12 protein-coding genes are annotated in these 15,717 nt (G+C 37.6%); 11 read left to right on the forward strand and 1 reads right to left on the reverse strand.

Annotated elements, in window-relative coordinates; genetic code table 11:
• Positions 1 to 90: 90 nt before the first annotated feature.
• Positions 91 to 924, reverse strand: coding sequence for an alpha/beta hydrolase (locus tag FNL60_RS04290; protein WP_002263714.1), 834 nt, complete (start codon positions 922 to 924; stop codon positions 91 to 93).
• Between the two features lie 258 nt (positions 925 to 1,182).
• Here FNL60_RS04290 and FNL60_RS04295 point away from each other — a divergent pair, with 258 nt between their 5' ends.
• The 11 genes from FNL60_RS04295 to FNL60_RS04350 all read left to right on the forward strand — a co-directional run bounded on the left by FNL60_RS04295 (position 1,183) and on the right by FNL60_RS04350 (position 15,700).
• Positions 1,183 to 3,645, forward strand: a complete 2,463-nt coding sequence (locus tag FNL60_RS04295; protein ID WP_080011554.1) for a bifunctional DnaQ family exonuclease/ATP-dependent helicase — start codon at positions 1,183 to 1,185, stop codon at positions 3,643 to 3,645.
• 65 nt (positions 3,646 to 3,710) lie between these two features.
• Positions 3,711 to 4,892 carry a pyridoxal phosphate-dependent aminotransferase gene (locus tag FNL60_RS04300; protein ID WP_002279998.1) on the forward strand — a complete coding sequence of 394 codons (1,182 nt, stop codon included), beginning with the start codon at positions 3,711 to 3,713 and terminating at the stop codon, positions 4,890 to 4,892.
• 46 nt (positions 4,893 to 4,938) lie between these two features.
• Positions 4,939 to 6,285, forward strand: coding sequence for an asparagine--tRNA ligase (asnS, locus tag FNL60_RS04305; protein ID WP_002274025.1), 1,347 nt, complete (start codon positions 4,939 to 4,941; stop codon positions 6,283 to 6,285).
• 515 nt (positions 6,286 to 6,800) lie between these two features.
• Entirely contained in the window at positions 6,801 to 7,892 is a 1,092-nt protein-coding gene (locus tag FNL60_RS04315) for an iron-containing alcohol dehydrogenase family protein (protein ID WP_002263718.1), read from the forward strand.
• A gap of 29 nt (positions 7,893 to 7,921) precedes the next feature.
• Complete coding sequence (locus tag FNL60_RS04320; protein ID WP_002263719.1) at positions 7,922 to 8,299, forward strand: RidA family protein; 378 nt, start codon at positions 7,922 to 7,924, stop codon at positions 8,297 to 8,299.
• 130 nt (positions 8,300 to 8,429) lie between these two features.
• On the forward strand, positions 8,430 to 9,188 hold the full coding sequence (locus FNL60_RS04325; RefSeq protein WP_002263720.1) for a DUF1003 domain-containing protein: 759 nt from the start codon (positions 8,430 to 8,432) through the stop codon (positions 9,186 to 9,188).
• Complete coding sequence (gene rapZ, locus FNL60_RS04330; protein WP_002263721.1) at positions 9,181 to 10,071, forward strand: RNase adapter RapZ; 891 nt, start codon at positions 9,181 to 9,183, stop codon at positions 10,069 to 10,071. Before FNL60_RS04325 ends, rapZ begins: the two co-directional genes overlap by 8 nt.
• Entirely contained in the window at positions 10,068 to 11,045 is a 978-nt protein-coding gene (locus FNL60_RS04335; protein WP_002263722.1) for a YvcK family protein, read from the forward strand. The genes rapZ and FNL60_RS04335 overlap by 4 nt, the downstream gene beginning before the upstream one ends.
• On the forward strand, positions 11,042 to 11,953 hold the full coding sequence (gene whiA / locus FNL60_RS04340) for a DNA-binding protein WhiA (protein ID WP_002264986.1): 912 nt from the start codon (positions 11,042 to 11,044) through the stop codon (positions 11,951 to 11,953). Before FNL60_RS04335 ends, whiA begins: the two co-directional genes overlap by 4 nt.
• Before the next feature lie 602 nt (positions 11,954 to 12,555).
• Positions 12,556 to 13,953, forward strand: coding sequence for a C69 family dipeptidase (locus tag FNL60_RS04345; RefSeq protein WP_002280205.1), 1,398 nt, complete (start codon positions 12,556 to 12,558; stop codon positions 13,951 to 13,953).
• A gap of 226 nt (positions 13,954 to 14,179) precedes the next feature.
• A complete protein-coding gene (locus FNL60_RS04350) occupies positions 14,180 to 15,700 on the forward strand; it encodes a metal ABC transporter solute-binding protein, Zn/Mn family (RefSeq protein ID WP_002280206.1) in 1,521 nt (506 codons plus the stop codon).
• The last annotated feature ends 17 nt before the right edge of the window (positions 15,701 to 15,717 follow it).

Below are 15,717 nucleotides of genomic sequence, written 5' to 3' on the forward strand. Positions count from 1 at the left end.
ATTTTCCATCTATTGATTGACTACTTTTTGTCAGTTTTAGTCTCGATCCTTGAGACTAAAGTGGCAACTACCTGTCTGTCTATTTTTCTGTTATCCTTTCAATGTGAATTTCAGAAATTCAATAAAATGATTAGCCCAATATTTTTCGTGATGAATTTCGTTGGCCATGATATGTAAATCAATATGCTCCATAGGATGACCAGTGCGTAGGAGGGACTGATAGTAGTGGAGCGTACAGTCAATATAGGCCTGATTCATATTAGGAGCAAATTCATCGTCAACAGCATCACCTTCTTTGGTACCAACTTGGATAAAGACCTTGCTGTTTTTATCCAGAGGATGGTGATTCAAGAAACGAAGGAAATCGCGTTCGCTGAACCAAGAGGCTAGAGAAAAAACGCCGAGATTTCCAAAAATATGAGGATAGGCAGCTCCCATATAGGCCGTAATGATACCACCCATGGAAGATCCAGCTAAGAGCGTATTGGCAGGATCAGTCTTGCTACGATAGGTTTGGTCAATAAAGGGTTTAACAGTATTAACAACCCATTCACCATAAGCCATACCATCTCCACCACTGCTGGCAGTTTCAGGTGTCGTTCCAACATCGGTCATCCAAGGAGCATATTCATTGAGGCGGTTGTCACCGGAATTGTCAATACCAACAATAATTAACTTAGGCAATTCCTTGTGTTGTTTGATGGTCGGAATAATTTTCCAAGAGTAGCCTGAAAAGGATTCCTTACTGTAAAAAATATTTTGCCCATCGTGCATGTAAAGAACGGGGTAAGTAGCCCAATCTTCCTTGTCGTAATCCTTGGGTAGAAGCACACGAACGCGCCTTTTTTCATTGTAATAAGGGACATCAAGATAATGCTCCATCATTTCAAGATAGTAATTATTCAGCTTGGTTTTCTTTTTCACAGTATATCTCCCTTGAAGAAATCGAATTAAGCCTATTATAACATAGAAAAATGTGAAAAAATAGCAGAGATCGCTTAAAATAGAAAATGAATGTGAATGAACTTACCCTAACAGTTGTTTTGTTATTTAGCTAATTCAGTAATTGTCGCCTAGGTATTTAAACAGTCATTATAGATCAATTAACTCACTTTTATGAACACAGTTGAAAAGGAAACAACGCCATCATTTTCTGGTGAAATATGGTATAATTTTAATGTTATGACGGAGAAAAAAACAAGAAAGTATGCTGTGGTTGATTTGGAGGCAACAGGTGCTAGCCACTCAGCTTCCATCATTCAAGTTGGGATTGTGATTATTGAAAATGAACAAATTATTCAAACTTATACCACGGATGTCAATCCCCATAAGCCGCTTTCTAAAGCTATTATTAGATTGACAGGAATTACAGATGCTCAATTGCAGCAGGCGCCTGATTTTTCCGAAGTAGCAGCTGACATCTATCATCTCATTGATGATTGTGTTTTTGTTGCTCACAATGTTAAATTTGATGCCAATCTTTTGGCAGAACATCTTTTTTTAGAAGGATTTGAGCTGCTAACACCTCGTGTTGATACGGTTGAATTGGCACAAGTTTTTTACCCAACTTTTGAAAAATATTCATTAGGAAATTTGACAGAGCTTTTAAAGATTGACTTGTCAGATGCTCATACGGCCATTGCCGATGCGAAAGCAACAGCAGAACTTTTTTTGAAATTAAAACAGAAAATGACAGATCTTCCTAAGTTGACTTTAGAAAGAATCTTGCAATTCTCAGACAGTCTTCTGTATGAATCCAAATTACCTATTGAAGAAGCTTTTGCAGCAGCTTCCAATCACTTGTCATCAGATTATCAGGAAGTGGCAGGAATTGTCCTAAAAAAAGAAGAGCCTTTTTTAAAAGAACGGCAGTTATCACAGGATTTTGCGACTAATATCGCCTTGTTAGACCTTGAAGAAAGAACTCAGCAGCTTAAATTTGCCCAAGTTATTGAAGCGAAATTTGAAGATAGTAGGGCTAGTTTTATTGAGGCTCAATCAGGCATTGGTAAAACCTATGGTTACCTCTTACCACTTCTTAATCAGCATGGGGAGGAACAGATTATCGTCAGTGTTCCAACCAAAATTCTTCAAGATCAAATCATGGCTAATGAGGCACAGGCTTTAAGAGAAGCTTTTCATATCAATAGTCACAGCTTAAAGAGTCCTCAAAATTACCTCAAATTAGATAGCTTTTATAAGACTTTGATGAGAAAAGATGATAATCGTTTGCTCAATCGTTATAAGATGCAGCTTTTGGTTTGGTTGTTGGAAACAAGAACTGGCGATCTTGATGAGATCAAACAAAAACAACGCTATGCTGCTTATTTTGACGAAATCAGACATGATGGCACTTTGAGTAAGCAATCCCTTTTTTATCATCTTGATTTCTGGCAGAAAAGTTATCAAAGAGCAAAATCAAGCCGTTTGCTTATTACTAATCACGCCTATCTCTTAACGCGTATAGAAGATGATCAGGCCTTTGTTGAAAATCAGATTTTGGTTATTGATGAGGCGCAGAGACTTTTTTTGACCTTGGAGCAGTTTTCAAGGCGCCAAATCAACATGACTGAGACTTTACAGACTCTTAATCAGCTTTTGGAGAATTCTCAAAATATTTTAGAAAAACGGTTGTTAGAAAGCATTCAGTTTGAATTAAATCATTTGTTATATCTTTTTAATAAGGAAAAGCGACAGTTATTTAAGAAAGAAACTATTGAACGCTTGCGGCAACATTTATCAGAATTAAGTCTGACCGAGTTAGCGGATTTACAGGCTTTATTTGAAGAACCTTATTCAGACTTTTGGTTTGAAGAAGATTTCTTTTGGGATCATCGAACAGTTCTTCTAAAGTCAGCCCGTCTTGATTTTACTGACTTTACACAATTTTTACCGGCTACCAAAAAGACTTACTTGGTTTCAGCCACTCTTCAAATTAGTCCCAAAGTGAGTTTAGCGAACCTTCTTGGCTTTGAACAGTTTACTTTTGATAGTATTTCGGGAGAAAAGTCACATCAGCAGGCTATTTGGGTTGATAAGACAATGCCTAGAGTAAATGATATATCAGATTCAGAGTATGAAACATTGCTTACCAAACGGCTGTTGCAATTGGCTCAGCTAAAGCAGCCCATGTTGGTTCTTTTTAACTCTAAAAAAACGATGTTTGCTGTTTCTGATTTGCTGGATGAAGCGAAACTTACTCATTTGACTCAGGAGAAAAATGGAAGTCCCTTTAATATTAAGCGGCGTTTTGATCGTGGAGAAGCTGATATATTGCTTGGAACAGGAGGTTTTTGGGAAGGTGTTGATTTTGTTGAGCAAGACCGCTTAATTGAGGTCATCACGCGTTTGCCGTTTGATAATCCGGAGGATTTGTTTGTTAAGAAATTAAATCGTCAATTACGGCAGGAAGGTAAAAATCCTTTTTATGACTATACTTTACCAACAAGCATTTTACGCTTGCGACAGGCTATTGGCCGAACAAGGCGCAATAACAGGCAGTTTTCAGCAATTGTTATTTTAGATAGCCGAGTTGTCAATAAAAACTATGGAAAAATAATTTATCAGGCTCTAGCTAGTCATTTCTCCGTTTCGAGTCAACATTTTCAGAAGATTCTCGTTGAAGTGACTCATTTTTTGATATAATAAATAGTATTAGTGTATAAAAGCTAAATGATTTAGTAATTAAAGGAAATAATTAAGGAGACATGATGACTAAATTATCAAGACGCGTTTTAGAAATGGAAGAGTCTGTTACTTTGGCAACAAGTGCTCGCGCTAAAACACTTAAGGATCAGGGACGAGATGTTTTAGAACTTTCTTTAGGACAGCCTGATTTTGTAACACCTAAGAATATTCAAGAAGCTGCTATTAAATCAATTAGAGATGGACGTGCTTCTTTTTACACAATTGCTTCAGGTCTTCCTGAACTTAAGGATGCCATTAGTCAATATTTTGAAAAATTTTATGGATACTCTGTAGAGCGCAAACAGATTGTGGTTGGCACTGGAGCTAAGTTTATTCTTTATGCTTTGTTTGCAGCTGTTATTAATCCAAAAGATGAGGTGATTATTCCAACTCCATTTTGGGTGTCTTACGCAGATCAGATCAAGATGAATGATGGTGTACCTGTGTTTATCAGGACAAGTGAAGAAAATCATTTTAAAGCAACAGTCGAACAATTGGAAGCTGCAAGAACTAACAAGACCAAAATGATTGTGCTCAATAGTCCATCTAATCCAACAGGGATGATTTACAGTAAGGAAGAATTGGAAGCTATTGGTAATTGGGCTGTTAAGCATGATATCTTGATTTTATCTGATGATATTTATGGCCGTCTGGTTTATAATGGCGCAAGATTTACGCCTATTTCAACAATTTCACAGCCTATTTGCCAGCAAACAATTGTTATTAATGGGGTATCTAAAACCTATTCCATGACAGGCTGGCGTGTTGGCTATGCTGTTGGTGACCCTGAAATTATTGGAGCTATGTCTAAAATTGTTAGCCAAACAACTTCTAATCTAACAACAGCGGCACAATATGCAGCTATCGAAGCTTTAATAGGTAATCAAGATACAGTTGAAGTGATGCGTCAAGCTTTTGAAGAACGCTTGAATACTATTTATCCTTTGTTGGCAAAAGTTCCGGGATTTCATGTTGTTAAGCCAGAAGGTGCCTTCTACTTTTTCCCTAATGTTAAAAAAGCTATGGAAATGAAGGGGTATACCGATGTAACAGAATTTACGACAGCTCTTTTGGAAGAAACAGGTGTCGCTTTGGTAACAGGTGCTGGCTTTGGTGCACCAGAAAATGTCCGTTTGAGTTATGCAACAGATATGGTCACTCTTAAGGAAGCTATCAATCGCATACAAGCTTTTATGGAAAAATAGAAAAACAAGTTATTCAACTTAAATAAAAATTAGAAAAGAGATTATTGTGTCTAAAGACTATATATCTATTATTGATGTGAAAAATCATGTCGGTGAGGAAGTTACTATCGGTGCCTGGGTTGCTAATAAATCAGGCAAAGGGAAAATCGCTTTCTTACAGTTGCGTGATGGAACAGCTTTTTTCCAAGCGGTTGCTTTTAAGCCTAATTTTATCGAAAAATTTGGTGAAGAAGCAGGACTTGAAAAATTCAATACTATTAAACATCTTAATCAAGAAACAGCAATTGAAATTAAGGGGATTGTCAAAGAAGACAAACGTTCGAAATTTGGTTATGAGTTGGATGCGACTGACTTAAAAGTCATTGGGACATCTGACAATTATCCTATTACGCCAAAAGAACATGGAACTGATTTTTTGATGGATCATCGCCACCTTTGGCTGCGCTCACGAAAGCAGATGGCCATTATGCAGATTCGTAACGCTGTTATCTATGCTTCTTATGAGTTTTTTGACCAAAACGGCTTTGTCAAATTTGACAGTCCAATCTTATCGGGCAATGCAGCAGAAAACACAACGGATCTTTTTGAGACAGACTATTTTGGTGAGCCTGCTTTTCTCAGTCAGTCAGGTCAGCTCTATTTGGAAGCAGGTGCTATGGCATTTGGCCGCGTCTTTGATTTCGGACCTGTTTTCCGTGCTGAAAAGTCAAAAACACGCCGCCATTTGACAGAGTTTTGGATGATGGATGCAGAATACCCATTCATGTCGCATGAACAGTCCCTTGAGTTGCAAGAAGCTTATGTCAAAACGCTCATTCAGGGTGTTCTTGATCGGGCGCCGCAGGCTCTTGGTATCTTAGAACGCGATACGGATTTACTTAGGAAGTATATTGCCCAACCGTTTAAGCGTGTCTCTTATGATGATGCGATTACACTTCTTCAAGAGCACGAAGAAGATGAGGATACTGATTATGAGCATATTGAGCATGGAGATGATTTTGGATCGCCTCATGAAACTTGGATTTCCAATTACTTTGGAATACCAACTTTTGTTGTCAACTATCCAGCTAGCTTGAAAGCCTTTTACATGAAACCGGTACCGGGCAATCCGGATCGTGTTCTCTGTGCTGATTTGCTTGCTCCGGAGGGTTATGGTGAAATCATTGGCGGCTCTGAGCGTGAAACAGATTATGATACTTTACTTGCGAAAATCAAAGAGAACGGACTTAATCCGGATGATTATGCCTTTTATCTCGACCTGCGTCAATATGGTTCTGTTCCGCACTGTGGGTTCGGTCTTGGTTTGGAGCGTATGGTGACTTTTGTAGCAGGAACGAAACACATCCGTGAAGCCATTCCTTTCCCGCGGATGCTCCATAGAATTGAACCATAGATAGTCTTAACTTTATTGCTGAATCTAGTGAAAGTTAACCCTAGATACAAATCTGGTTCAGACCGAGAGGCTGGGCATAAATTCTGTTTCTAGTCAAAAATATTATGATATTTAAAAAGTCTTAAAACCAACATTTTTGATAACTTGATTTTAAGGCTTTTTACTATTTGATGAGTTTTTGCCCAGCCTCTTTTATCGAAGTGAAAACTCTCGTTTGGGGCTTACCTCGTTCGCAAACAAGGAAAACAAAACCAGAATTTACAGAGCTAAATAGATTTTTATGTTGAAAAATAGTCCTGTTTACATTCTAAACAAGTCCTGAGTATAAGGCTGTTCTTTTCTTCTGTAAAGTCCTTGTTTTAATCTTCTGAATATTTTGCTATAATAAAAAGCATCAAGCAGATACAAAAGGTGCTCTTCAAATAGCTTGAAAATCATCTTTTGTCTCTGTTTCGTTAATAAATTGTCACCGCCTAGAAAAAGACGATGGCCATTATTTCATAGGAGGAAAGGTAATGACAACTACTATAATGGCAAGCTATAGTTATGGTGAGGACTGCTATCAAGAAATTCCCGAAGTCTTAAAACCTTATCATATTAAGCGGGTGGTCTTAATTGGGGGAGAGAGAGCCTTGGCCAGCAGTGAGGATGAGGTTCGCAGTATTTTGGTGCAGGCAGGTATCGAAGTGACGGGCAGCTTTGTCTACGGCGTTGATTCGACACAAACAAACATTGATAAACTGGTAGCTAATCCAGATGTACAGAGAGCGGAAGCTATTTTTGGTTTTGGAGGCGGAAAAGCACTTGATACAGCTAAAATGGTTGCTAAAGAATTGGATAAACCTACCTTTACTTTCCCGACAATTTGCTCTAATTGTTCGGCTGGGACAGCGATTGCAGTCGTTTACAATGATGATCATTCTCTTTTAAAATATGGCTATCCTGATTCGCCGCTTCATATTTTTATTAATACGCGTGTTATTGCACAAGCACCTGAGAAGTATTTTTGGGCAGGTATTGGCGATGGTATTTCAAAAGCTCCTGAAGTTGAGCATGCTATCTTGGAAGCAAAGAAAAAAGGGACAGCAGAGTTTCCTCATACCGCAAGATTAGGTGAGGCTGTGGCACTATCTTCAAAAGAGGCCTTTTATCGTTATGGTCAGCAAGGGCTGGAAGATGTACGAAATAACAAAGTATCTCGGGCAGTTGAAGAAATTGCACTTGATATTGTGGTATCAACTGGTTATGCTTCTAACTTGGTCAATCAGCCTGATTTTTACTACAACTCTTGTCATGCCCATGCTTTTTATAATGGTACAACTGCCATCAGGCGCGAAGGAGAATACCTTCATGGTATGGTTGTTTCTTATGGTGTGTTAGTCTTGCATGCATATTTTGATGAACAAGAAGAACTGGAACGTGTGGCTAATTTCAACAAGGCATTAGGATTGCCAATCAGATTGCAGGAACTAGGATTGACTAAGGAAGATATTCCTAAAATTGTTGAAGTTGCCTTAACAACTAATGAATACCGCAATACACCTTTTGACCCTGAAAAATTTGCTCAAGCTATCCGTACGGTTGATTATCTCGGTCAGCAATTATAAATGAGATAAAAAAGAAAGAAGGAAAAAATATGAAAAAAATTCATACTGATAAAGCACCCGCAGCAATTGGACCTTATGTTCAAGGAAAAATTGTGGGAAATTTACTTTTTGCTTCTGGTCAGGTTCCCTTGTCACCAGAAACCGGTCAAGTGATTGGGACAACTATTGAAGAACAGACCCAACAGGTCTTAAAAAATATTTCAGCTATTTTAACTGAGGCTGGAACAGACTTTGATCATGTCGTCAAGACAACATGCTTCTTGAGTGATATTGATGATTTTGTCCCTTTTAATGAGGTATATGCAACAGCTTTTAAATCTGATTTTCCAGCGCGTTCAGCCGTTGAAGTGGCGCGTTTGCCCAAAGATGTTAAGATTGAAATTGAGGTTATTGCTGAACTTATTTAAAGAGTTTTTAATAGTGAATCAAAAAGAGCACTTGGCAAAATTTATTGATGGATCAAATGATTAATCATAAGAAAGCCGTTCTGAGAATAAGTCATTCTCAGGCTCTTTTCTGGTTAGGGTGGAGAAAAATATGACGACGGTTTTGAATAAGAAACAAACTTATAAAGATATTTTTGATGGCCGCAGTTATCAAAAAGTAGATGGTGCCTTATTTAAAAATTTAGATCAAGGGATTAAAAATGAGTTATTAGAGGATTATCCTAAGCTTAAGGATGATGATTTTATTGCTTATGTGCATTTAACAAAGTATAGTCTTAGATATATGGGTAAAATTATTGTTCGGGCTCAGGAAAAAAATGAGAGCATCAAAGGTTATGTAACAGCTCTCAGTCAGGAAAAAGACAATATTAATGTTGATGAGCAACTGCAGGCAAAGATTACCTTTGGACAAAAAATTGCCGATGCTGTGGCTAAATTTGGCGGTTCTTGGACCTTTATTATTTCTTTTATTTTATTGATGGCAGCTTGGATGCTAATCAATCAGTTGCGACTGTTTGGTCTGCATTTTGATGTCTATCCTTTTATTTTACTCAATCTTGCTCTATCCACTCTAGCAGCAGTGCAGGCTCCGCTCATTATGATGAGTCAAAATCGGGCAGCAGAATATGACCGTTTGCAAGCTTTGAATGATTTTAATGTTAATAAGAAATCTGAAGAAGAAATCCGTTTTCTGCATGCTAAATTGGATCATATTGTTCAGCAAGACCAAAGTGAGCTGTTAGAAATACAAAAACTACAGACAGAAATGCTGGCAGCTATTAGCCGTCAGTTGACACGTTTAGAAAGCATGCAAAATCAAATGGAGGGAGTGAAGGAAGAAAATGAGTGAGAAAAAAATTGATTTGGTTATTGTGACCGGTATGAGTGGGGCCGGTAAGACAGTTGCCATTCAGTCTTTTGAAGACTTGGGTTATTTTACCATTGACAATATGCCGCCAGCATTGGTTCCCAAATTTTTGGAATTAGTTGAAAGCAGCGGTGAAAATGATAAAGTGGCTTTGGTAGTTGATATGCGTAGCCGTCTCTTTTTTAAGGAAGTCAGTTCTATTTTAGATAAGATTGACTTAAATGAGACAATTAATTTTCGCATTCTATTTTTGGATGCAACAGATAGCGAATTGGTTTCACGGTATAAGGAAACACGTCGCAGTCATCCTTTGGCTACAACTGGCCGTGTTCTAGATGGAATTGCTCTTGAGAGGGAATTGTTAGCTCCTTTAAAGAATCTCAGCCAAAATGTTGTTGATACGACCGATTTAACACCGCGTCAACTCCGTAAAACCATTTCCGATCAATTTTCTGTTGAGAAGAGTCAAACGAGTTTTCGCTTAGAAGTTGTCAGCTTTGGATTCAAATATGGTTTACCTTTGGATGCAGATCTAGTTTTTGATGTGCGTTTTCTGCCTAATCCGTACTATAAACCAGAACTGCGAGATAAAACAGGACTGGATAAAGATGTCTCGGATTATGTCATGCAGCATCAGGAGTCAGAAGAATTTTATCAACACTTATTGGCTTTGCTAGCGCCTATTTTACCGGGTTATCAAAAGGAAGGGAAATCTGTTCTGACTATTGCTATTGGCTGTACAGGCGGTCAGCACCGCAGTGTAGCTTTTGCTCATCGGCTGGCTCAAGATTTAGGACAAAATTGGACGGTTAATGAGAGCCATCGTGATAAAAATCGGCGTAAAGAGACGGTGAATCGTTCATGAGAAAACCTAAAATAACTGTTATTGGCGGTGGAACTGGGATACCTGTTATTCTCAACAGTCTGCGTCATGAAGAGGTAGATATCACAGCAATCGTTACTGTAGCAGATGATGGCGGCAGTTCTGGTGCTATCCGTCATGTTATGCAATTAACACCTCCAGGAGATCTTAGAAATGTCTTAGTTGCTATGAGTGATATGCCAAAATTTTATGAGAGAATCTTTCAATATCGCTTTAACGCTGAAGACGGGGCATTAGCTGGTCATCCTTTGGGAAATTTAATCATTGCAGGTATTTCTGAGATGCAGGGTTCCACTTACAATGCTATGCAGATATTGTCAAAATTTTTCCATACAACAGGTAAGATTTATCCTTCAAGTGAAAAGGCTTTAACGCTTCATGCTGTTTTTCAGGATGGGCAAGAAGTGGTTGGTGAAAGTCAGATTGCCAAGCATAAAGGAATGATTGATCATGTCTATGTGGCTAATAGCTATGACGATGCTAAGCCGACTGCCAGTCGTAAGGTTGTTGATGCTATTATGGAAAGTGATATGATTGTTCTAGGTCCGGGTTCGCTCTTCACTTCTATTCTCCCAAACTTAGTCATTGATGAAATTGGAAAAGCACTCTGTGAGACCGAGGCAGAAGTAGCCTATGTCTGCAATATTATGACTCAATATGGTGAAACGGAACACTTTACAGATGCTGATCATGTGCGAGTTCTCAATCGTCATTTGGGGCAAAACTTTATTGATACCGTTTTGGTTAATGTAGAAAAAGTTCCTCAAGATTATATGAATTCTAATCAATTTGATGAATACCTCATTCAAGTAGAGCATGACTTTGCTGGACTTCAAGAGCAGGTACCCCGAGTAGTTTCTTCTAATTTTCTTTGTTTGGAAAATGGCGGTGCTTTTCACAATGGTAAAAGTGTTGTGGATGAATTGATGAATTTAATCAAGGTGAAAGAGCTATGAGTTTTACCACACAGGTGAAAGAAGAAATCTTAAATTTGGATTCAGCTGACAAAAATGAATTGTCGGCTATTATTAAAATGTCAGGGAGTTTAGGCTTGGCAGATAAAAAGCTCAGTTTATCCATCATTACTGAAAATGCTAAAATTGCTCGCCATATTTACGCATTATTGGAACGACTCTATCGGATTAATCCTGAGATAAAGTACCATCACAAAACCAACTTGCGAAAAAACCGTGTTTATACTGTTTTTTTAGATGACAATGTTGAACAAATATTAGCCGATTTACAGCTTTCGGATTCTTTTTTTGGAATTGAAACTGGCATTGAACAGCAAATTTTATCTGATGATAATGCTGGCCGTTCTTATTTGAAAGGAGCCTTCCTTTCCACTGGATCCATCCGAGATCCTGAATCGGGCAAATATCAGCTAGAGATTTTCTCTGTTTATCTTGATCATGCTGAAGATTTAGCAAAACTAATGCAAAAGTTTATGTTAGATACCAAGGTGATTGAACATAAGCATGGTGCAGTTACTTATTTGCAAAAAGCAGAAGATATCATGGATTTTCTGATTATTATCGGCAGTATGGAAGGTATGGAAGCTTTTGAAAATATTAAGGTTATGCGCGAAACAAGAAATGATGTCAACCGTACCAGCAATGCCGAAACAGCTAATATTGCTAAGACGATTAATGCTAGTATCAAAACGATTAATAATATCAACAAAATAAAAGAAACTGTTGGTTTGGAAAGTTTGCCTATAGAATTGCAGCAGATTGCCCAAATCAGAGCAGCCCATCCTGACTTTTCTATCCAGCAGATTGCTGATAGCTTAGCTGTACCCTTAACCAAGAGCGGCGTTAATCATAGGTTAAGAAAAATTAATAAAATTGCTGAAGATTTATAATAAAGAAAGGAATTGAATAAGGATTAAACGCTGTGTCAAAAAACAGAAATCTTAGAGACTGATGACTCTTTAGTCTTATCCTATTTTGACTTTTCGTTTTTGACGCCTTTTTATCTTACTAACTGAACACGCCCTAAAAATGTCATGAAAAAGATAAACTTCCTTGTGTGCAAGTCACACGGCGTCAGTTTCCTATTTTCATCTCGCTTTCTTGACGCTTTCACTTTCAAAACGATTATTTTTGAAAGTGAAAGCTAATGCACAGTGTAGAAAATGCCTATAAGCATTTTCGTTTAGTGACGCGGAGATTTTATCTCCCGCCACTAATCACTGGGTAGACGGGCTTTGTATCTTACTAACTGAACACGCCCTAAAAGCGTCGTGAAAAAGATAAACTTCCTTGTGTGCAAGTCACACGGCGTCAGTTTCCTATTTTCATCTCGCTTTCTTGACGGGCTTTGTATCTTGATTTAATTGAACACGGGTTGCGGATTGTGGCAAAAAGATGAGTCCTCCTAGAATCTTAATGATTCCGCGTCGTACTCCCTATTTTGCCTTTATCCGCTTAACGCCCTTTGTATCTTAATTTAAGGAGGAATATGATGATTTGTACAACCATTCTTGTTGGAAAAAAGGCCAGTTATGATGGTTCTACCATTATTGCCAGAACAGAAGATTCACAAAATGGTGTCTTTTGTCCTAAAAAATTTGAAGTGATAAAATCAGAAGATCAACCAAAGCATTATCGATCGGTTTTATCAAATTTTGAAATAGATTTACCTGATAACCCTTTATCCTATACTTCCGTTCCCAATGCTTTAGACAATGAAGGTATTTGGGCTGAAGCTGGTATTAATGCTGCTAATGTTGCTATGAGTGCCACAGAGACCATCACAACTAATGCACGTGTGTTGGGAGCAGATCCTTTAGTAGCATCAGGTATTGGGGAAGAAGATATGCTGACTTTGGTTTTGCCTTATATTCAGTCAGCGCGTGAGGGTGTTGAGCGTCTGGGCAAACTTCTGGAAGAATATGGTACATATGAATCCAATGGTATAGCTTTTTCAGATATCAATGAAATTTGGTGGTTGGAAACAATTGGAGGACATCATTGGATTGCTCGCCGTGTTCCCGATGATGCTTATGTTACTAATCCTAATCAGTTAGGGATTGATCATTTTGAGTTTAATAATCCCGATGATTATCGCTATTCCAATGATTTAAAAGATTTCATAGCTGACAATCATCTTGATTTGACTTATTCAAATGAGCACTTTAATCCTCGTTATGCTTTTGGCAGTCAAAAAGATAAGGATAGACATTACAATACACCACGTTCTTGGGCTATACAGCGCTTTTTAAATCCAGAAATCGAACAAGATCCACGGAGTTTCTTTATTCCTTGGTGTCAAAAGCCTTATCGCAAGATTACGGTAGAAGACATTAAGTATGTTTTGAGCAATCACTATCAAGATACAAATTTTGATCCTTATGGATCAGAAGGAGACCGCCTTAGTCAAACAACTTTTAGAACCATTGGTATTAATCGAACCAGCCAGACAGCTCTTTTGCAATTACGTCCTAATCAAACACCAGAAACTAGGGGGATTCAATGGCTTTCCTATGGTTCCATGCCTTTTAATACGATGGTGCCTTTCTTTACGCAAGTTTCAAAAACACCAGCCTATTTTGCCAATACCAGTGCAAGGGTGACAACAGATAATTTTTATTGGACTAACCGTTTAATTGCAGCCCTTGCCGATTCACATTATCATAGACATGAAGGAAATTTAGAAGCCTATGTTGAGAAAACAATGGCAGCAGGGCATGCTATGATCCACCGTGTTGATGAAGCTTTAGCAAAAGGAGAAGAAGTTGATTTTGAGGGGGAAAATCAAGCCATGAGTGATTTTATTGAGGAACAAACACAGGTTCTTCTGGAACAAATTCTCTTTGATGCTAGTAATCTGATGACCAATCGCTATGGTGTTAGTGATTAGTTTTAAATGATTATTTTTCCAAATATGAACACCTAAAAAATAGAGAAGCTAAACTTTATATGATTTTCAAGTTAGATGTTTTCTGTCCAATTCTTGGGATCAGTATAGTAAGTTTTTCAGCTTCTTTTTTATGCTAAAAATTTTGAAATATAAAAGCTTGCAAAAATTTTGAAATATGGTATACTTAACCAGTAAATAATTAACTGGTTAAGTAAAGGAGTTTAAAATGCGGAAAAAACCTTTTATTATCGTTTCTCTTCTGTTAGTCATTTTAGCGGTTGTGATAGCTTTTCTATTGGCAAAAGATGGAGAGAAGAGAAGTAATGGTAAACTTAATGTGGTCACAACCTTTTATCCTATGTATGAATTTACAAAAAATGTTGTTGGTGATCAAGGCAAGGTGTCTCTATTGATTAAGGCAGGAACGGAAGTTCATGATTTTGAACCTTCAACCAAAGATGTGACAAGGATTCAAGAGGCAGATACTTTTGTTTATGATTCTGACAGTATGGAAACTTGGGTTAAATCTGTTAAAAAATCTGTTGATACCCAAAAAGTGCCATTTGTAAAAGCAACAGGTAATATGATTTTAGCACCAGGAGTAACAGAAGAAGAAGGACATGGTCACAAAGGGCATCACCATGCTTATGATCCTCACGTTTGGCTGTCACCAAAACGTGCTATTAAGTTGGTGGAAAATATCCGTGACGCTCTTTCTAAAAAATTTCCTCGCCGTGCCAAAATCTTCAAGAAAAATGCAGCAAACTATATTGACAAACTTCAGACCTTGGACAAGGAATACGCAGAAGGTCTTGCAAATGCCAAGCAAAAATCTTTTGTTACGCAGCATGCGGCCTTTGGCTATTTAGCGCTTGATTATGGCTTGACTCAAATTCCAATTACAGGTTTAACAGCTGAGTCTGAACCTTCAGCTAAACGTTTGGCAGAACTTTCTAAATATGTTAAAGAGTATGGCATTAACTATATTTACTTTGAGGAAAACGCTTCATCAGCTGTTTCTAAAACTTTAGCTGATGAAGCTGGTGTTAAAACAGCTGTGCTTAGTCCGCTTGAAAGTTTAACACAAAAGCAAATGGATGCAGGGGAAAATTATTTCTCCGTAATGCGTGCTAATCTAAAAGCTTTGAAAAAAACAACAGATTCTGCCGGTAAAGAAATCAAACCTGAAATGGATAGCGACAAGACAGTTGCTAATGGATATTTTAAAGATAAGAGTATCAAGAATCGCAAATTATCTGATTGGTCAGGAAAATGGCAATCTATTTATCCTTATTTAGAAAATGGAACCCTTGATAGTGTCTGGGATTATAAGGCCAAATCTAAAAAAGACATGACAGCTCAAGAGTACAAAGAATACTATACTAAGGGTTACAAGACAGATGTTGAAAAAATTACGATTGATGGTAAGAAGAACACTATTACTTTTGTGCAAAAGGGTAAGGAGCACAAATATACTTACAAATATGTAGGTTATAAAATCCTTACTTATAAAAAAGGAAATCGTGGTGTACGTTATCTCTTTGAAACTAAGGATAAAGGGGCTGGAGAATTCAAATATGTTCAGTTTAGTGACCATGGCATTAAATCACAAAAAGCAGAACACTTCCATCTTTTCTGGGGCAGCGAAAGTCAAGATAAGTTATTGGAAGAAATGGAAAATTGGCCAACCTATTATCCAGCTAATTTGACAGGCCAACAAATTGCTCAAGAAATTGTCGCTCATTAATAACTTTTAGTTAAAAA

This window comes from Streptococcus mutans, assembly GCF_006739205.1.
Lineage (GTDB): Bacteria > Bacillota > Bacilli > Lactobacillales > Streptococcaceae > Streptococcus > Streptococcus mutans.

Coding starts and splice junctions, on each gene's coding strand:
- FNL60_RS04295 (WP_080011554.1), top strand. CDS start 1,183: ATGACGGAGAAAAAAACAAGAAAGTATGCTGTGGTTGATTTGGAGGCA.
- FNL60_RS04300 (WP_002279998.1), top strand. CDS start 3,711: ATGACTAAATTATCAAGACGCGTTTTAGAAATGGAAGAGTCTGTTACT.
- FNL60_RS04315 (WP_002263718.1), top strand. CDS start 6,801: ATGACAACTACTATAATGGCAAGCTATAGTTATGGTGAGGACTGCTAT.
- FNL60_RS04320 (WP_002263719.1), top strand. CDS start 7,922: ATGAAAAAAATTCATACTGATAAAGCACCCGCAGCAATTGGACCTTAT.
- FNL60_RS04325 (WP_002263720.1), top strand. CDS start 8,430: ATGACGACGGTTTTGAATAAGAAACAAACTTATAAAGATATTTTTGAT.
- rapZ (WP_002263721.1), top strand. CDS start 9,181: ATGAGTGAGAAAAAAATTGATTTGGTTATTGTGACCGGTATGAGTGGG.
- FNL60_RS04335 (WP_002263722.1), top strand. CDS start 10,068: ATGAGAAAACCTAAAATAACTGTTATTGGCGGTGGAACTGGGATACCT.
- whiA (WP_002264986.1), top strand. CDS start 11,042: ATGAGTTTTACCACACAGGTGAAAGAAGAAATCTTAAATTTGGATTCA.
- FNL60_RS04345 (WP_002280205.1), top strand. CDS start 12,556: ATGATTTGTACAACCATTCTTGTTGGAAAAAAGGCCAGTTATGATGGT.
- FNL60_RS04350 (WP_002280206.1), top strand. CDS start 14,180: ATGCGGAAAAAACCTTTTATTATCGTTTCTCTTCTGTTAGTCATTTTA.